The sequence below is a fragment of the Pseudomonas sp. GM78 genome (assembly GCF_000282475.1).
GTDB lineage: Bacteria > Pseudomonadota > Gammaproteobacteria > Pseudomonadales > Pseudomonadaceae > Aquipseudomonas.
In genome coordinates this window covers 46,927-64,987 of record NZ_AKJF01000095.1, presented here as the reverse complement: position 1 = coordinate 64,987, position 18,061 = coordinate 46,927, and the positions used below count along the sequence as shown (strand labels likewise).

Below are 18,061 nucleotides of genomic sequence, written 5' to 3'. Positions count from 1 at the left end.
CTCGCTCCTCCAAGGGCGGTGGTGCTCAGAAGGATTTGCTGACGCTCGCCACTACCGTCGCGCTGCACACATCGTCGAAGCCCCAATTACTGAGGCACTGGCTCTTCGACAGGTCGGTGTCGATGTAGCTCAGGCCCAGCATCACGCCTGCCAGTTCATGGGTCAGCTTGACCTCCCACTCCCGGTACGAGTCTTCAGCCTCACCCGAGCGTGAGTACAGGTGCGGATCCTTGAAGTCCATGTCGCCGTAACGCAGTTTCAGGCCAATGTCGTAGGGCAACTCGGTTTCGTAGCCGACATAGCTGTAGAGCGAGTTTTGCTCGCTATCGATACCCGGCGCATCGGCGGAGTAATAGGCTCCGAGTTTCACCCCGTAGACGCTGAGAATGCCGTAGGCCTCGCTCTGGTTGAATTGGCTTTCTTTCGGGTAAGCATATTTGAGGTAGCCCAGGTCGAGGCTGACGTCATCGGTGGCCTGCCACATCCAACCGGCGTAGTAATCGACCTCCTGGCGGGTTTTCAGGCCACCGCCAAAGTCGACGTTGGAAGTCCATGCGCCCAGGTACAGGCCGCTGCTGTGGGCCAGGGTTGCACCGGCCTGCAATGCGGGGTCGTTCTGGGTCTGCGAGATGCCGCGGGTGCGATAGTCGCTGGCCAGGGTCACGTCCAGCAGCAGGGCGAAATCATCGTTCAAGGGGATGGCCTGGCTGCTCAAAGGCAGCAGGCTCAAGGAACCGAGGGCGAACAGGGTGAAAGCTTTCATGGAGGGGCGTTCCGCTATTGTGATTGTTATGGGCAGAAATAGGGCAAGGCTGCGCCGTACCTCGTGTTGAAAAGCACGAGGTCGGGCAGGGGGCGGTTTTTATTAGAGGGTTGGCGCGTAGACCTGCCGACCGGCGAACCAGGTCTGCAGCACTTGAGTGTCGTGCAGGGCTTTCTCGTCGACGCTGAACACATCGCGATCCACCACGATGAAGTCGGCCTGCTTGCCGGCGCTCAGCGAGCCGATCTGTTTGTCCAGGCCAATGGTGCGTGCGGCATTGAGGGTGTAGGCGTAGAACATGGTTTCGCGGTCGATGCGTTCATCGGCGTTGAGCACACCGAGCGGACCCTCCCGGGTGATGGCCTGGGCCATGGCGTTCCACGGGTTGGGCGAAGACACGGCCCAGTCGCTGGCCCCGGCGATGGTCGCGCCCTGTTTGAGCAACGAGTGCGCCGGGTACTGGTAACGGAACGCCAGGGCACTGACGTATGGCTTGATCATGCCGGTGGTGTAGTCGTCGGCGCTGGCCCAGAGCAGTTGCATCGAGGCGATGACGTCGAGCGGTTTGAAGCGGGCGAACTCTTTCGGATTGACGATCTGCAAGTGCGTGATGGAGTGGGTCACGCCGCTCTGCCGGTCCTTGCGTGCCTGGGCGATGCCGTTCAGCGATTCGCGTACCGCGCGGTCGCCGATGGCATGGACGTGCACCAGCCAGCCGCGCTGATCGATGGCACTGATCAGTTCGCCGAAGTGTTTCGGATCGATCAACAGTTCGCCCGGTTTGTGCGAGTTGGTGTAAGGGTCGATCATCGCGGCGCTCTGGGCCGGGTATTCGATCACGCCGTCGGCGAAGATCTTGATGCCGGGCAGCGTCAGGTTGGGGATGCCCTGGAACTGTTGGCGGACCTTGTCCAGGGTGTCGAGATCGGCGGGCACGCTTTTCGAATTGGCCACCAATAGCGCGGCGACGTGGGCGGTCATGCCACCGCTTTCGGCCAACGCCTTGTACGTCGGCAGCACGCCGACGGTGTTCTCCGTGGGCTTCATGGCAAACACCGGCTCGCCAGGCGCGGCGTTGGCAGCGGGGTCCATCCAGGCGGTGATGCCGAGGCTGTTGTTGTAGCTCACGGCGGTTTGCGCCGCCTTGAGCAGGTCGGCGGCACTCGGCGAGGGCATTTTCGAGGCGACCCGGTCCCAGCCGGCGTCCACGAGGAAGCCGTTGGGGCTGCCGTCGGCGAGTTTGCCAATGGTGTCTTTCTCGGCGTCTGGCAGGTTTTTCAGCAGCGCGGCATCGATGCCTGCGCGTTTGAGCATCACGTTGTTGGCCCAGGCCGTGTGATGGTCGCTGCCGATGAATACCACGGGCACCGCGGCCCATTCGCCGCTGTTGAATTTTTTGCCCAGGTCTTGGGCCTGCGCCCAATAGGTCGAACTCATGCCGGCCACGCTCAGGACGTCGCCGTGCCTGGCCTTGCCGTCTTCACGCCAAGCCAGCAGGCGTTTTTCCAGCTCGTCCAGGTCGACCACCTCATCTTCCATGTTGGCCGAACCCATCTCCAATCCGCCGAAAATCGCGTGGGAGTGGCTGTCGATCAGGCCTGGCATCAGCGTCTTGCCACCCAGGTCGATGACCTGGGTTCCCGAGTCGATCAGGGCCTTGATCTGCGCATCGCTGCCCACTTGCAGCACTTTGCCGTCCTGTACCGCCAGTGCCTGGACCTTGGGCTGGTCGCGGTCGGCGGTGAAGATCTTGCCGTTGAACAGCACCAGGTCAGTCGCCGCCATGGCTTCCAACGAGGCAAAACTGACGGCCAGCATTAATAGATTCGGGATGAATCTTTTCATTGAATGTTTCCTTGTTATTGCGTCTGATGGCCAGATTAGTGGCTTGCCGCGCTCGGCAGAACGCCTCACTCACGAAAAACGTTTTTGCCTGAATGGAAAAAGAATGGACAAGCTGGGTGCACTGAAAATGTTCGTGGTCACGGCACAACTGGGCAGTTTCAGTCGCGCCGCCGAGCAATTGGGCAAGACCCCGTCGGCCCTGACCAAAGCGGTCAATCACCTGGAGGCGGAACTTGGCGCGCGTTTGTTCGAGCGCAGTACCCGGCGGATTTCGCTCACGGAATCCGGGCGGCTCTACCTGGAAACCGCGCGCCAGGTGTTGCAGCGACTGGACGAGGCTGGAGAGGAAATCGAGCAGTTGCAGCATGGTTTGCGCGGCAGCCTGAAAATCACTGCGCCGCTGGCCTATGGGCAGGCTTTTCTCGATCAGGTATGTGGCGGCTTTCTGGAGCAATACCCGCAGATCAACCTGCAAGTGGACTTGTGCGATGACTTCGTCAATCTTCTGGAGAGTGGCTACGACCTGGCCTTGCGCGAAGGCCATGACGACTTGCCGGGGCTGATCGCCCGTGTCGTCGGCAGCAATCGCCTGGCGCTGTGTGCCAGCCCGCAATATCTGGCGCGCAAGGGGCTGCCGGTCACCCCGCAGACTCTCGATGAGCACGAATGGTTGTTGTATCGCCATCCGTTGCTCAGCCGCGAATTCTGGTGGGCCGAGCGCGACGGCCAGCGGTTGAGCCTGGCGCAGCCCCAGGCGCCACGCTTGCGCAGCGATAACTACGACTTGTTGCTGGCCAATGCCCTGGCCGGGCGGGGGTTGCTGCATACGCCGTTGTGGAGTGCGGCGCCGTATATCGCCGATGGGCGACTGGTGCGGGTGATGGCCGACTATGACATCGACCCGGACAGCTTCGGCCCGCACATCCTGGCGGTGTACCCGAGCCATCGGCGGGCCACGGCCAAGGTGTTGGCGTTCATTGATTACATCGCGGCGTTTCTGGCGTCCCGCGGTTTGAATTGATTGACGGTGCTTGCCAGGAGATTGCGCAAAGAGTACAAATGTACTCCATGACCACATTAACTCCCCGCCGTACCGCCATCCTGACCTTCATCCGCGAACGCATCGCCGAACACGGTCAGTCCCCGAGCCTCGCTGAAATCAGCGAGGCGTTCGGTTTCGCCTCCCGTAGCGTGGCGCGCAAGCATGTGCTGGCACTGACCGAAGCCGGGTTTATCGAGGTCAACCCGCATCAGGCCCGGGGCATTCGCTTGCTCGGGCAGCCGCCGCGCCCCGAGCTGCTGGACATTCCGGTGCTCGGCCGGGTGGCGGCTGGTGCGCCGATCGGTGCCGATGCCGAGGTCCATAGCCGCTTGCTATTCGATCCGTCGATGTTCTCGCGGGTGCCGGACTACATGCTGCGGGTGCGCGGCGACTCGATGATCGAGGACGGCATTCTCGACGGCGACCTGGTGGGCGTGCACCGCAGCCCCGAGGCCGTCAATGGCCAGATCGTCGTGGCGCGGCTCGACGGCGAAGTCACCATCAAGCGCTTCGAGCGGGTCGGCGAGCGGGTTCGCCTGTTGCCGCGCAACCCGGCCTATCAACCGATCATCGTAGAAGCCGACCGCGACCTGGCCATCGAAGGGGTGTTCTGCGGCCTGGTGAGGCAAGGCTGATGGGTGCCGTCGTCGCGCTGGATACGCTGTTCAATGGCGGCCAGGTCTGGAGGGGCCGGCCTGCGCCACCGGCCGTCAGCCCGCAACCCACCGGGCATGCCGCACTGGATGCGGCGCTGCCCACGGGCGGCTGGCCGGAGGCGGCGCTGACGGAAATCCTCCTGGCCGGGCAGGGCGTGGGCGAGTTGCAACTGGTGTGGCCGGCGCTGGCGCGGCTGTCGGCGGCGGGCGAGCGCATCGTGCTGGTGGCGCCGCCCTGCGTGCCCTATCCCCAGGCCTGGCAGAACGCCGGGGTCGATCTGCGCCAGTTGTCGATCATCCAGGCCAGCGAGCGCGATGCGTTGTGGGCGGCGGAACAATGCCTGCGTTCGGGCAGTTGTGGCGCGGTGCTGTGCTGGCCGCACAAGGCCGATGACCGCGCCTTGCGCCGCTTGCAGGTGGCGGCGGAAACCGGCTCGACCCTGGCGTTCGCCTATCGCTCGCTCAGCGAAGCGATCAACCCTTCGCCCGCGGCCCTGCGCATCGCCATTGATGCCCAGCCTGCGCAATTGCGGGTGCTCAAGTGCCGCGGCGGGTTGGCCCGCTCGACGCCGATTGCCTTCGCCGTGGGGCATTGAGGTTGCCATGCGCTGGGTGTGCATTCTGTTTCCGCAATTGGCGCTGGACGCGGTACTGCGTCAGCGCGCCGACCCCCAGGAGCCACTGGCGCTGTTGACCGGCCCGGCCCAGCGTCGGGTGCTGCAGGCGGTCAACGGCCCGGCGCGGGCGCTGGGCCTGCGCCCCGGCCAGTCGATGAGCGCCGCCCAGGCCTTGAGCAAGGGCTTTGCCACCGCCGAGTACGACGTCGCCGACATCGAACACTGGCAGCAATTCCTGGCCGCCTGGGCTTATCGCTTCAGTTCCCAGGTCAGCGTGCATTACCCGCGGGCGCTGGTGTTCGAAATCGAGTCGAGCCTGGGGCTGTTCGGCCCCTGGCCGCAATTGGAGGCGCGCCTGCGCAGCGAACTCGGCGAACTGGGCTTTCGTCACCGCATCGTCGCCGCGCCCAATCCGGTGGCGGCGCGGATGCTGGCCAACGCCTATGACGGCCTGGTGGTGCCCGACGAGCAAGCCTTGCAGCATTACCTGGGGCAAATGCCCATCGACCGCATCGGGCTGCAGGCCAGCGTCGCCACGGCGTTGTCGCGCATGGGCCTGCGCACCTTGAGCCAGATGCAGGCGTTGCCCCGGCATAGCCTGGCCCGGCGTTTCGAGGCCCAGGTGCTCATGCACCTGGATGCCTTGCTGGGGACACGACGTCTGGCGCTGGCGTTTTACCTGCCGCCGGACCGTTTCGACGTACGCATCGAGCTCAATTTCGATGTGCAATCCCATCAGGCCTTGCTGTTTCCGTTACGCCGCCTGACGGGGGATCTGTCGGCGTTCCTGTGCGGTCGGGACAGCGGTGTGCAGCGTTTCGACCTGCACCTGGAGCACGCCGGGTTGCCGGACACGCTGATCAAGGTTGGCCTGCTCAGCGCCGAACGCGATCCGGCGATGCTGTTCGAGCTGGCCCGGGGGCGTCTGGAGCAAGTCCAGGTCGAGGCCCCGGTGCGCGGTTTTCGCCTGCGCGCCGAAGACCTGCCGAGCTTCGTTCCGCAGTTTCAGGAGCTGTTCGACGATCGGCCGCAGCAGACTTTGCCCTGGGAACAACTGCGCGAACGCCTGCGCGCACGGCTGGGGGATGACGCCGTGCATGGCCTGCGCTTTCAGGCCGATCACCGGCCCGAGTGCGCGTGGCAGGCCAATGCCGACAGCCAGCCTTGTGCGCGATTGCCTACCGTGCAGCGACCGGGCTGGTTGCTGACCGAGCCGCTGGCGGTGCACGAGGGCTCGACGCGCATCCTCATGGGACCGGAACGCATCGAGTCCGGTTGGTGGGACGGCGATGACGTGCGCCGTGATTACTACCTGATCGAAACCCGTGCCGGCCAGCAGGGTTGGGCCTATCGCGCGGTGGGCGAGGGTGGTCCGTTGTGGCTGCAGGGCTGGTTCGCATGAGCACCGACTATGCCGAGCTGCACTGCCTGTCGAACTTCAGTTTCCAGCGCGGTGCTTCCAGCGCCCTGGAGTTGTTTCAACGGGCGAAAAAACAGGGCTACCAGGCCCTGGCGATCACCGACGAATGCACCCTGGCTGGTATCGTCCGTGCCTGGCAAGCGGCGAAGTTCGTGGAGCTGCCATTGATCATCGGCAGTGAGGTGCGCATCGAGAATGGCCCAAAATTGGTGTTGCTGGTGGAAAACCTCGAGGGTTACCAGACCCTGTGCCGACTGATCACCCGAGCCCGACGCCGCACGCAAAAAGGTCAGTATCAAGTGCTGCGCGAAGACTTCGGCGAAGCGTTGCCAGGACTGTTGGCGCTGTGGGTACCGGTTGCGGTCGATGACCTCGAACAGGGCCATTGGTTGAAGCAGGCTTTCGCCGAACGCCTGTGGCTGGCGGTCGAGCTGCATCGCGGCCAGGACGATACCCGGCGACTGAACGATCTCCTGGCGCTGGCCAGGGAGCTGCGGATTCCCGCGGTGGCCAGTGGCGATGTGCACATGCATGCACGCGGGCGCCGGGCCCTGCAGGACACCATGACCGCGATCCGTCATCACTTGCCGGTGGCCGATGCCGGGTTGCGCCTGCACCCCAACGGCGAACGGCACCTGCGCAGCCTCGATGTGTTGCGCGAGCTCTATCCGCCAGCCTTGCTCGAAGAAACGCTGAACATCGCCCGGCGCTGCACCTTTGATCTTGCTCAGTTGCGTTATCAGTATCCGCGGGAGCTGGTGCCCGATGGCCACAGCGCAGCGTCCTGGCTCAGGGAATTGACCGAGCGTGGCATTCGCCAGCGATGGCCCCAGGGTGCGAGCGAGAAGGTTCGCGGGCTGATCGACAAGGAACTGGGGCTGATCGCCGAGCTGGGCTATGAGAGTTATTTCCTCACCGTACAGGACATCGTCGCCTTCGCCCGGCGCGAGAAAATTCTCTGTCAGGGCCGAGGTTCGGCGGCCAACTCGGCGGTGTGTTTCGCCTTGGGCATTACCGAAATCGACCCCGACCGGATGAACATGCTGTTCGAGCGCTTTCTCTCAAAGGAGCGCGACGAACCGCCGGACATCGATGTGGACTTCGAGCACGAACGCCGCGAAGAAGTCTTGCAGTACGTGTTCCAGCGCTATGGACGGACCCGCGCGGCACTGACTGCGGTGGTCAGTACCTACCACGCGGCCGGCGCCGTGCGTGATGTGGCCAAGGCGTTGGGTTTACCGCCGGACCAGATCAATGCCCTGGCTGATTGCTGTGGCCACTGGAGTGATGAAACACCACCCGTGGAGCGCCTGCGTGAAGGCGGTTTCGATCCCGAGAGCCCGGTGCTGCGCCGGGTGTTGAGTTTGACGCAACAACTGATCGGTTTCCCCCGGCACTTGTCCCAGCACCCCGGCGGCTTCGTGATTTCCGAGCATCCCCTGGATACGCTGGTGCCGGTGGAAAACGCGGCCATGGCCGAGCGCACCATCATCCAGTGGGACAAGGACGATCTGGACGCGGTCGGCCTGCTCAAGGTGGATATCCTGGCATTAGGCATGCTCAGCGCGATTCGTCGTTGTCTCGATTTGTTGCGCCGTCATCGCAACCTGGACTTGAGCCTGGCGACGATCCCCTCCGAAGACCCGCTGACCTACGACATGATTGGCCGTGCCGACACCATCGGCGTGTTCCAGATCGAGTCCCGGGCACAGATGTCGATGCTGCCCAGGCTCAAGCCCCGCGAGTTCTATGACCTGGTGATCGAGGTGGCCATCGTTCGCCCAGGTCCAATCCAGGGCGGCATGGTGCACCCGTACCTGCGTCGGCGAAACAAGGAGGAGCTCGAAAGCTATCCCTCCGAAGAGCTGCGCGAGGTGTTGAAACGCACCCTCGGCGTGCCGCTGTTCCAGGAGCAGGTCATGCAGATCGCCATCGTCGCCGCCGACTACAGCCCCGGCGAAGCCGATCAGTTGCGCCGCTCCATGGCGGCCTGGAAACGCCACGGTGGACTAGAGCCGCATAAGGATCGCCTGGCTGCCGGGATGAAGAAAAAAGGCTACAGCGCCGATTTCGCCGCGCAGATCTTCGAACAGATCAAAGGCTTTGGCAGCTACGGTTTTCCCGAATCCCATGCCGCCAGCTTTGCCTTGCTGACCTACGCCAGTTGCTGGTTGAAATGCCACGAACCGGCGGCCTTCGCCTGTGCCCTGATCAACAGCTGGCCCATGGGTTTCTACAGCCCGGACCAGATTCTGCAGGACGCGCGCCGTCACCATTTGCAGATTCGCCCGGTGGACGTGCGGGCCAGCGACTGGGATTGCAGCCTCGAACCGATTGCCGGTGCGCAACCGGCGATTCGCCTGGGGTTGCGCATGATCAAGGGCTTTCGCCAGGACGATGCCCGGCGCATCGAGGCGGCGCGGGCCAAAGGCGCCTTTGCTGACATCACCGACCTTGGCGAACGGGCAGGCCTGGATGCTCGCGCCCAGGAGCAACTGGCCGATGCCGGTGCCTTGCGGGGGCTGGCCGGCGACCGGCACCGGGCACGCTGGGAAGTGGCGGGGGTGCAAAAGCAGCTCGGCCTGTTTGCCGGCCTACCCCGTCAGGAGGAGGACACAGTGGCGCTGCCCAAACCCACGGTCGGCGAGGACCTGCTGGCCGATTACAACAGCCTCGGCACCACCCTAGGGCCGCACCCGCTGGCCTTGTTGCGCGCTGAGTTGAAAGCCCGGCGCTGCCGCAGTTCGAAGGAGTTGCTGGCGGTGGAGCACGGGCGACCGGTCAGCGTCGCCGGGCTGGTGACCGGGCGACAACGCCCGAGCACCGCCAGCGGCGTGACCTTCGTCACCCTGGAAGACGAGTTCGGCAACGTCAACGTGGTGGTCTGGCGCGACCTGGCCGAGCGCCAGCGCCAGGTGCTGGTGGGCTCGCAATTGCTCAAGGTCGATGGGCGCTGGGAGAAGGAGGGGGAGGTGCGGCATCTGATTGCCGGGCGCTTGAGTGACTTGAGCCCACTGCTCGACGGCATCACTGTGCGCAGCCGCGATTTCCATTGACCCCGCAAAACCTGTGGGAGCGGACTTGCCCGCGAAGGCGGAGTGTCAGTCAACGCAGATGCTGGCTGTGCTGGCCCCTTCGCGGGCAAGCCCGCTCCCACAGGTTATGTGTGAACACGCATTATTTGGTAACTGGCCAAAACCGTTCGCCACCCCCCGGTGCATCCGTCCACGCCTGCAAAGAGCGTGTCGGCAAATCGAAATAATCCCGGGTACGCGCATAGCCATGGCCGCCCATCCGCCCGATCGCATCAAGCCCGAGCTGATCGATGTACAACGTCTTCGGGTCGATCAGCTCATCGCGCACATGGGCCATCAACACTTCACCAAAGATGATCTCCCGCGACTGACCAATGTTCAGCGCCATCATCCGCCGGCACTCCAGTGCCACCGGAGCCTCGCCGATGCGCGGGCATTTGACCGTGGTGCCGGGGATGGCGGTGAGGCCGGCGGCGGTCAGTTCGTCGAAGCCCGGGGCGAAGGGGACGGCGCAGACGTTCATGGCTTCCACCAAGGCATCGCTGACGATGTTCACGGTGAATTCCTGATTGAGCTGGATGTTGCGCGTGGTGTCCTTGGGGCTCTGGTCGCCGTAGTTCTCCACGCCCAGCGCCAGGATCGGCGGGTCGGCCGACAGCGCGTTGAAAAAGCTGAACGGCGCGGCGTTGACGCGGCCTTCAGCGTCGACGGTGGTGACCAGGGCAATCGGCCGTGGCACCACGCTGCCGATCAGAATCTTGTATTTGTCCCGTGGGCTCAGTTGGCTGAAGTCGAAGCTTTGCATGGGCAGGATTCTCTAAAGGAGTGGATCAATGGCGCACAGCGGCGCCTGTGCGCTGTAGTCGTCGGCGAACGGGATGGCCGGTTGGAACAGGGTCTTCCAGTCCGGTTGGCCAAAGGCCCGGTCGCTGTGGCTGCGCATCAGTTTTTCGAATTGCTGTTGGGCCTGGCGTTGCAGGGCGGGGTAGTCGACACCCTGAACCTGACCGTCCTGCATCACGCAGCGGCCATCGATGTAGCTGGCGATGCAATCGTCGCCGCGCCCGGCCAGGACCAGGTTTTTCAACGGGTCGAACAACGGTCCCAGGTGCAGGCCGCGCAGGCTGAACACGGTGATGTCGGCCTTGGCCCCCGGCGCCAGGCGACCAATATCGTCGCGGCCCAGGGCCTTGGCGCCACCGAGGGTGGCAGCGTTGTACAGATCCAGCGCGCTGGTGAGCGAATTACCGCCTTCCATCAGGCGCGCGATGTTCAAACCCTGGCGCATGTTGTCCAGCAAATCCGCAGGCCAGGTGTCGGTACCCAGGGCGAAGTTGATGCCCTTGGCGCGATAGCGACCAAACGAATTCAGCGCCTCGCCATCCCGGGCAAACACCACCGGGCAATGCACCAGGCTGGCGCCACCATCCACTACCCGTTGCAGGTCGGCATCGCCGTGGGTGTAGATGCCGTGGGGCAACAGGCTGCGTGGGGTCAGCAGGCCCAGATCCTCCAGCCAGCCCAGTGGTGAAAAACCGCGAAGTTGCTCCACCATCGCCACTTCGCCGAGGCCCTGGCAGCAATGCAAGCGCATCGGTGCATTGAGCTCCCGGCTCAGCGCAGCGGTGCGTTGCAGCAAGGCCGGCGTGCATGTCTGGATGCGATCCGGCAGTAGCGCGCCGCGGATCAGGCCTGCGTTTGCACCGTCGAATTCACTGAAAAAACGTTGCGCCGTATCAAGTCCGGCCAGACCCCGGGCTTCGTCCCAGTGATGGGCCAGGGTACCGTCAGCCTGCCAGTAACTCATGCCGCTCATGTAGCAAGGGCCGAGGTAGGTGCGCAGCCCCAACTCGGCCGCCACGCCGGCCACCGCGGCAAACTCGTCGTAGGTCTCGGCCCACTCGCGGTAGTACATCGAGGTGATCGGCATGGCCGTGGTGATGCCGTTGCGGATCAATTGGCTGAAGGCGTAGCGGTACTTGAAGACTTCTTCTTCGGGGCTGTAGCTCTCCCGTGGGCCGCGCGCCAGATACTGCGCCGACCACATCCGGCCCATGTCGCGCTCGTTGCCGTTGTCCAGGGTCAGCACCGTCGAGTCGAGATCGCCCAGGGCATCCAGATCGATGAAGCCGGGACCGATCAGCGCGTTGCCGTAATCGATCCACTGATCCACCGGCCCTGCATAATCACGCCCGACAAACAGGATGCGCGAGCCTTCGAACACCACTTCGCCGTTGCGCCACAGCACATGCTGCGCACCGTCGAAGCCGACCACGCAGGTGGCCTTGAGGCCGATGCGTTTCACAGGCGACTTTCCAGCAGGCGCCCACCGCAGGCAATCAACTGCCCACCGCGATAGACCTCGCGCAGCGGCCGCGAAACCACGGCTTCGCCCAAGGTCTGCACCGGCATCAACAGGAAGTTCGCCCGTTGGCCAATCTCCAGGCCCAGACCTTCATGACCCAGCGCCCGGACGCCATTGACCGTTGCCGCCTCAAACGCCGCCGCCAGTTCTTCGTCCTTGTTCAGATCGAAACGAAACGCCAGCAGCATCGCCCGCTCCAGCATGTCGCCGTTGCCCATGGGCGACCAGGCGTCGCGGATACCGTCCGAGCCCAGGCATACATTCACGCCAACCTCGCGCAATGCCAGGAACGGCGGCACCGCGCAATCGGCCGGGGCCGAGCTCATCAGCGAAATGCCCAGGGTCGCCAGGCGTTCGGCCACCGGCTTGACCTGGTTCCACGGCAACATGCCCAGGCAATAGGCATGGCTGATCATCACCCGGCCTTGAAGCCCGAAGCGTTCGGTGTAGTCGGCGATCAGGGCGATCTGCCACAGGCCCAGTTCGCCCTTGTCGTGCAGGTGAATGTCGACGCCACGGTCGAACTCGCTGGCCAGTTTGAACACGAAATCGAGTTGGGCGATCGGGTCGTTGTCGATGCCGCACGGGTCAAGACCACCGACGTTCTCCACGCCCAGGGCCATGGCTTCGCGCATCAGCTCGGCGGTGCCGGGGCGACTGATCAGGCCGGTTTGCGGGAACACCACCAGTTGCAGGTCGATCAGGTCACGGTATTTTTCCTGCAGCTGCTGCATGGCTTCGACATGACGCAGGCCGAACTCCGGGTCGATATCGACGTGGCAGCGCAGGGTCAGCGAGCCGCGGGCGATGCAGTTTTCCAGCAGGGCACCGGCGCGTTGCGCAATCGGTGCGGTGACTTCGCGCAGGATGCGCCGCTCGTTGGCGATATAGTCCTTGAGGGTCGGACCTGCGCTGTTGGGGCGCCAGGGCTGGCCCCAGAGGGTTTTGTCCAGGTGCACATGGCTTTCCACCAGGGCAGGGGTCAGCAGTTGGTTTCGGCCGTCGATGTCGGTGGCCGACAGGGCTTCGTTCGAAGCGGGGCGGCGTTGGCTGAACCGGCCGTTTTCGATCAGCAGGTCTTCGGCGGGGGCGCCGTAGGGGCGCACGTTGCGTAGCCAGCGGGGTTGGGTCATTGCTTACCTCAAATTCTGTGTTGTTTGGGAGGGCCTCATCGCTGGCAAGCCAGCTCCCACAGGTTTGGGGGTGTTCACAAAATGTGTGATCAGCACAAATCACTGTGGGAGCTGGCTTGCCAGCGATGGCCGCGACTCGGTTTGGGATCAGCCCTTGAGCTTCGCCCAGATCCGGTCCTGCAGCTCACGCGCCTTGTTGCTGCATTCCTTTTCGGGGCGCAGGCGCGAGGCGAATTCGTCGGGCATGTTGATGGCGTCCATGACCCGCCACTTGGCATCGATCAGCTTGTCGCTCTGGATGCCGTTGGCGTAGGCGATGGCGTTGGACACGGCGGCGGCGTTTTCCGGTTTCATCATCCAGTCGATGAAGATTTTGGCGTTGCCTGGGTGCGGCGCGCTTTTGGGCACGGCGAAGTTGTCCTGGAACATCGCCAGGCCTTCTTTCGGATACACGTACTTGATGGTGCTCTTCTGCAAGGTGGCCCGGGCAGTGGAGCCGTTCCAGTTCTGCATCATGATCACTTCGCCCGAGGCCATGCGGTCGACGGTGTTGTCCGAGCTGTACATCTTCAGGAAGGGTTTCTGTTTTTGCAGCAGTTCGAGGATGCGCTTGGCGTCCTGCGGGTTTTCCGTGCACTCATCGACGTTCAGGTAATGGCTGGCGGCGTTGATCACGCTGCTGGAGGTGTCGAGGGCGGCGAGTTGACCTTGCAGTTCCTTGCGCGGTTCGAAGAACTCTTTCCACGAGTCATCCAGTTTGCCGCCGGGCACCCGCGCGCTGTCATAGGAGAACCCGGTGCTGCCCCACAGGTACGGCGCCGAGAATTTGCGCCCAGGGTCGAAGCTCGGATCGCGGAACGCCGGCTTGACGTACTGGAAGTTGGGCAGGGTCGAGGCATCGATTTGCAGCAGCAGGTTCTGGTTGATCAAGGTGCGCATGATCGATTGCGACGGCACGATCACGTCGTACGCCGCGCCCCCGGCCTGCAATTTGGCCAGCAGGGTTTCGTTGCTGTCGTAGCCGTCCATGGTGACCTTGATCCCGGTCTCCTTTTCGAACTTGGCCAGCAGGTCGACCGGGTAGTAATCGGTCCAGTTGTAGAAGAACAGTTCCTTGGGCTCGGCGGCCTGGGCGCTTAGCGCGGTGAAGCAACTCAAGGCCAGACCGGCAAAGGCGAAACGCATGCTTTTCACTTTCATGGACGAACACTCCAGGCTCATTGTTGTTTGCCGCGCTGTCCCAGCCAGAAGGCCAGCACCACCAGCACGATGGAAATCACCAGCATCAGGGTCGAGATCGCATTGATCTCCGGCGTCACGCCGGCCTTGATCGCCGAGAAGATGTACACCGGCAGGGTCGTGGAACCGGGACCGGCGACGAAGAAGGTCATGATGAAATCGTCGAGGCTGACCACGAACGCCAGCACCGAACCGGACAGCACCGCCGGCCACAACAGCGGCAGCGTCACCCGGCGGAACACCTGCCATGGATTGGCGTACAGGTCGTTCGCCGCTTCCAGCAGGCTTTTGTCCAGGTCATTGAGTCGCGCGCGGATCGGCAGGTAGGCGAAAGGAATGCAGAAGCCGATGTGCGCGACGATCACCGTCAGCAAACCCAGCTTGATCCCCAGCGCCATGAACAACAGCAGGGTGGCCACGGCGGTGACGATCTCCGGCAGGATCAGCGGCAGGTTGATTCCGCCTTCGACCATCTTCTGGCCATAGAACGGCCGGTAGGTCGCCAGTGCCGCGAGCAGCGCAATCGCCGTGGCACAGACCGTGGCGATCCCGGCGACGATGATCGAATTCAGCGCCGCGGTCTGGATCGACGGGTTGGCCAGGATCCGCCCGTACCAGGCGAACGAGAACTCGGTCCACACCGTCGCCGAGCGGTTGGCGTTGAAGCTGTAGGCGATCAACACGAAGATCGGCAAGTAGAGGTAGGCCAGGATCAGCAGGCTGATTTCCCGGGTCATCGGCAGTTTTTTCAGGTGCAGGGCGATCATGCGGTGGCTCCCCGACGAAGAGTTTTGGCGGCGCTGCGGCTATACAGGGCGTAAAGCACCAGGGACAGCAGCAGAATCCCCAGCAACAGGAACGACAGCGAACTGCCCAGGGGCCAGTTGCGCGCGGTGCCGAACTGTTGCTGGATCAGGTTGCCGATCATCAGGGTCTTGCCGCCGCCAAGAATCGCCGGGGTGATGAAGGCACCCAGGCTCGGCACGAACACCAGCAGGGAACCGGCGATCACCCCCGGCATCGACAGCGGCAGGATGATCCGCTTGAGCGCGTGCCAGCGATTGGCGCCCAGGTCATAGGCGGCTTCCACCAAACGCCAGTCGAGTTTTTCCAGGGTCGAGTAGATCGGCAGGATCATGAACGGCAGGAAGCTGTAGACCAGCCCGACGCTGACCGCGAAGTCGTTGTAGAGCAGGGTGATGCCGCCGGCACTGGGGAACAGTGCGTTGAGGCTCTGGGCGACCCAGCCCTGTTCGCGCAGGATGATCAGCCAGGCGTAGTTGCGGATCAGCAGGTTGGTCCAGAACGGGATGGTGATCAGCAACACCATCAGGTTGCGCCGGCGCGGTGTCAGGCTCGACATCCACAGCGCCACCGGAAAGCCGAACAGGAAACACAACACCGTGGTGCCACCGGCCTGGAACACCGAGCGCAACAGCGCCTGGGCGTAGACCCAGTTGAGCTCCAGTTCGCCATCGAAACCTTCCTGGAAAAACAGCTGCACGTAGCTTTGCAATTGCCAGTCGGCCTGCCAGTCGACGCCGCCATAGACGTTGCGCGGCAACAGGCTGATGTAGCCCATGATGCCCAGCGGAATGGCGATCAGGGCCAGCAGGGTCAGGACCACCGGGCTGAGCAACAGCGCGCGGTTGAGGGCTGGGGAAGTGCTGCTGACGCTCATCTCAGGCCTCCATCAACAGGCAGGCGTGGGGTGGCAGGTTGACCGCGACACGGTCACCGACCCCGCGATTGCGGTTAAGGCCTTCGTTGTTTTCACGCAGCATGACTTTGATGTCGTTATTCAAGCGGCACTGGTAGAGGGTCGCGGTGCCGACATACAGCACGGCCTCGATCACCCCGCGCAGGTGGTGCGGTTGTGCCGGGTCGACCAGTTGCGAACGCTCCGGGCGAAACGCCAGTTGCACCTTGCCGTCGATGCCCTGAGGCAGGCAGGGGATCTCCACCGGCATGCCATTGGGCACGAACAGGTGTTCGTTGTGCTGGCCGCGCTTGAGGTGGCCGGGGAGGAAGTTGATGTCGCCGATGAACTGGGCGACGAACTGATGCTGGGGCCGTTCGTAAATGTCGTTGGGTGTGCCGATCTGCAAGATCTTGCCGGCGGACATCACGGCGATGCGATCGGACAGGGTCAGGGCTTCTTCCTGATCGTGGGTGACGAAAATGAAGGTAATCCCGGCTTCTTTCTGCACACGCTTGAGTTCGACCTGCATTCCCTTGCGCAGCTTGAGGTCCAGCGCAGACAGCGGTTCATCCAGCAACAATACTTTCGGTTTCGGCGCCAGGGCCCGGGCCAGAGCCACCCGTTGCTGCTGACCGCCGGACAGTTCGGCGGGTTTGCGCTTGGCCAGGTGCTGCATTTGCACCAGCGCCAGCATCTCATCGACCCGTTGTGCGATCTGCTTGCGATCAAGACCCTGCATCTCGAGCCCGAAGGCGATATTCTGCGCAACACTCATGTGCGGAAACAGCGCGTAACTCTGGAACACCGTGTTGACCCGACGCTTGAACGGCGGCAGGTCGTTGACCGGTTCGCCGGCCAGGCGGATTTCACCCTCGCTGACATGCTCGAAGCCGGCGATGGTGCGCAGCAGGGTGGTTTTGCCACAGCCGGAGGGGCCGAGCAGGGTGAAGAACTCGTTGTCGGCGATGTCGACCGAGACGTTGTCCAGGGCGGGTGCCAGTCCTGGATCGTCGGAATAGCGCTTGGAGACGTTACGCACTTCAATTGCAACTGGATGACCCATAATGGTGCATTCCTCTAATTATTGTATGCAAAATCTGGATGCAATTTAGAAATACCCGGATTAACCTGCTCATGCAACCCCCTTTTTCAAGGCTGTTCATTCGCCTGGGGCCGGTTGCACAGCACTGAAGGAGTCTTTGAATGGCGGAAAAGAAACTGGAAACCACGGTAGACCGCGTCTACCAAGGGGTTTACGAGGCGATCAGCAAACGCTCGCTGCGTCCCGGCATGAAGCTGGGCGAGGTTTCGTTGGCCGAACTTTTCAATGTCAGCCGCACGTCGGTTCGTGCCGCGCTCAAGCAATTGGAAGCCGATGGACTGGTCACCACCGAGCCCAATAAAGGTGCGTCGGTGTCGCTGCCCAGCGACGAAGAGATCCGTTCGTTGTTCGAAACCCGGCGCCTGGTGGAGATCGGCATCGTCAGCGAACTGTGTCGCCGGCGCGATACGGCGGTGACCCGGGATTTGCGCGATCACTTGCTGCTCGAGGATGAGGCGCATCGCAACGGTGACCACGAACGCTTGATCCACCTGCTCGGCGAGTTCCACATCAAGTTGGCCCGCAGCCTGAACAACCCGGTGTTGCTCGACTGGTTCCAGAAACTGATCTCCCGGGCCTCGCTGTACGCCGCCGCGCTGGATGACGACAGCCACGAAGCCTGCCGCGACGACGAACACCTGCGTTTGATCGAGTACATCGAGGCGGGCAACCAGAGCGCGGCCATCGAGCTGACGTGTATCCATTTGAATGGAATCGAGAAGGCGATTCTGGATGTGGCGGCGACCTTGAAAAGTAGCTACAACCCGCTCAAGCATTTGATTGAGGTGTAAACACCCGGTCTGAATCTGAAGATGCAATCTGTGGGAGCGGGCTTGCCCGCGATGAGGGCTTGACAGTCCCCGGGAGGTTTACATCGACCCACCGCAATAGCGCTAGCCCCCCTTGTAGGAGCGAGCATGCTCGCGATGGTCGTTAACGATTACGCGGGAAGCCTGACACCCCGCGGTGCTCTCAGGTTTTTCGCGAGCATGCTCGCTCCTACAGCGTTATCCGACACGGTTAAGCCGAGATTCCAATAAGGAAAAGCCCTACACGATTCTCGGAAACGTCTCATTCCTCACTTCCACTAAATTCCCCAATGCTTTCACCCCTCAGGACCCGGGTGAACGCCAAACCCTTCC

The 18,061-nt window shown here is 63.0% G+C and carries 15 protein-coding genes; 6 read left to right on the top strand and 9 right to left on the bottom strand.

Going from position 1 to position 18,061, the window contains the following annotated elements:
• Positions 1-25: 25 nt before the first annotated feature.
• Positions 26-763 (bottom strand): TorF family putative porin, encoded by a 738-nt coding sequence (locus tag PMI35_RS15480; RefSeq protein WP_008060048.1) that lies wholly within the window; start codon positions 761-763, stop codon positions 26-28.
• Positions 764-865: 102 nt separating this feature from the next.
• Positions 866-2,608 carry an amidohydrolase gene (locus PMI35_RS15485; RefSeq protein ID WP_008060047.1) on the bottom strand — a complete coding sequence of 581 codons (1,743 nt, stop codon included), beginning with the start codon at positions 2,606-2,608 and terminating at the stop codon, positions 866-868.
• A gap of 103 nt (positions 2,609-2,711) precedes the next feature.
• On the opposite strand from PMI35_RS15485, the gene PMI35_RS15490 reads away from it, so the two are divergent.
• From PMI35_RS15490 to PMI35_RS15510, 5 genes are read left to right on the top strand one after another with little or no spacing between them, the layout of a single operon-like run.
• Positions 2,712-3,629 carry a LysR family transcriptional regulator gene (locus PMI35_RS15490; RefSeq protein WP_008060046.1) on the top strand — a complete coding sequence of 306 codons (918 nt, stop codon included), beginning with the start codon at positions 2,712-2,714 and terminating at the stop codon, positions 3,627-3,629.
• 38 nt (positions 3,630-3,667) lie between these two features.
• Positions 3,668-4,285 carry a transcriptional repressor LexA gene (gene lexA / locus PMI35_RS15495; RefSeq protein ID WP_008060045.1) on the top strand — a complete coding sequence of 206 codons (618 nt, stop codon included), beginning with the start codon at positions 3,668-3,670 and terminating at the stop codon, positions 4,283-4,285.
• Complete coding sequence (imuA, locus tag PMI35_RS15500; protein WP_008060044.1) at positions 4,285-4,902, top strand: translesion DNA synthesis-associated protein ImuA; 618 nt, start codon at positions 4,285-4,287, stop codon at positions 4,900-4,902. The genes lexA and imuA overlap by 1 nt, the downstream gene beginning before the upstream one ends.
• A gap of 7 nt (positions 4,903-4,909) precedes the next feature.
• Positions 4,910-6,325, top strand: a complete 1,416-nt coding sequence (locus tag PMI35_RS15505) for a Y-family DNA polymerase (RefSeq protein WP_008060043.1) — start codon at positions 4,910-4,912, stop codon at positions 6,323-6,325.
• Entirely contained in the window at positions 6,301-9,399 is a 3,099-nt protein-coding gene (locus tag PMI35_RS15510) for an error-prone DNA polymerase (RefSeq protein WP_162135928.1), read from the top strand. The genes PMI35_RS15505 and PMI35_RS15510 overlap by 25 nt, the downstream gene beginning before the upstream one ends.
• 121 nt (positions 9,400-9,520) lie before the next feature.
• Here PMI35_RS15510 and PMI35_RS15515 read toward each other — a convergent pair whose 3' ends face one another.
• The 7 genes from PMI35_RS15515 to PMI35_RS15545 all read right to left on the bottom strand — a co-directional run bounded on the left by PMI35_RS15515 (position 9,521) and on the right by PMI35_RS15545 (position 16,880).
• Positions 9,521-10,183 carry a flavin reductase family protein gene (locus tag PMI35_RS15515; RefSeq protein ID WP_008060039.1) on the bottom strand — a complete coding sequence of 221 codons (663 nt, stop codon included), beginning with the start codon at positions 10,181-10,183 and terminating at the stop codon, positions 9,521-9,523.
• Positions 10,184-10,195: 12 nt separating this feature from the next.
• The gene (locus PMI35_RS15520; protein WP_008060037.1) at positions 10,196-11,683 is read right to left on the bottom strand and encodes an amidohydrolase family protein; all 1,488 of its coding nucleotides are present in this window, start codon (positions 11,681-11,683) and stop codon (positions 10,196-10,198) included.
• Positions 11,680-12,876, bottom strand: coding sequence for an amidohydrolase family protein (locus PMI35_RS15525; RefSeq protein WP_008060035.1), 1,197 nt, complete (start codon positions 12,874-12,876; stop codon positions 11,680-11,682). Before PMI35_RS15525 ends, PMI35_RS15520 begins: the two co-directional genes overlap by 4 nt.
• 147 nt (positions 12,877-13,023) lie before the next feature.
• A complete protein-coding gene (locus tag PMI35_RS15530) occupies positions 13,024-14,076 on the bottom strand; it encodes an extracellular solute-binding protein (RefSeq protein ID WP_008060034.1) in 1,053 nt (350 codons plus the stop codon).
• A 17-nt stretch (positions 14,077-14,093) separates the two neighbouring features.
• Positions 14,094-14,882: an ABC transporter permease gene (locus PMI35_RS15535; RefSeq protein ID WP_008060033.1), complete on the bottom strand. Its 789-nt coding sequence runs from the start codon at positions 14,880-14,882 to the stop codon at positions 14,094-14,096.
• Positions 14,879-15,796, bottom strand: a complete 918-nt coding sequence (locus tag PMI35_RS15540) for an ABC transporter permease (protein ID WP_008060032.1) — start codon at positions 15,794-15,796, stop codon at positions 14,879-14,881. Before PMI35_RS15540 ends, PMI35_RS15535 begins: the two co-directional genes overlap by 4 nt.
• A gap of 1 nt (position 15,797) precedes the next feature.
• Positions 15,798-16,880 carry an ABC transporter ATP-binding protein gene (locus PMI35_RS15545; RefSeq protein WP_008060031.1) on the bottom strand — a complete coding sequence of 361 codons (1,083 nt, stop codon included), beginning with the start codon at positions 16,878-16,880 and terminating at the stop codon, positions 15,798-15,800.
• Between the two features lie 140 nt (positions 16,881-17,020).
• Between PMI35_RS15545 and PMI35_RS15550 the strand changes: the two genes are divergently transcribed.
• Positions 17,021-17,710: a GntR family transcriptional regulator gene (locus tag PMI35_RS15550; RefSeq protein ID WP_008060030.1), complete on the top strand. Its 690-nt coding sequence runs from the start codon at positions 17,021-17,023 to the stop codon at positions 17,708-17,710.
• The last annotated feature ends 351 nt before the right edge of the window (positions 17,711-18,061 follow it).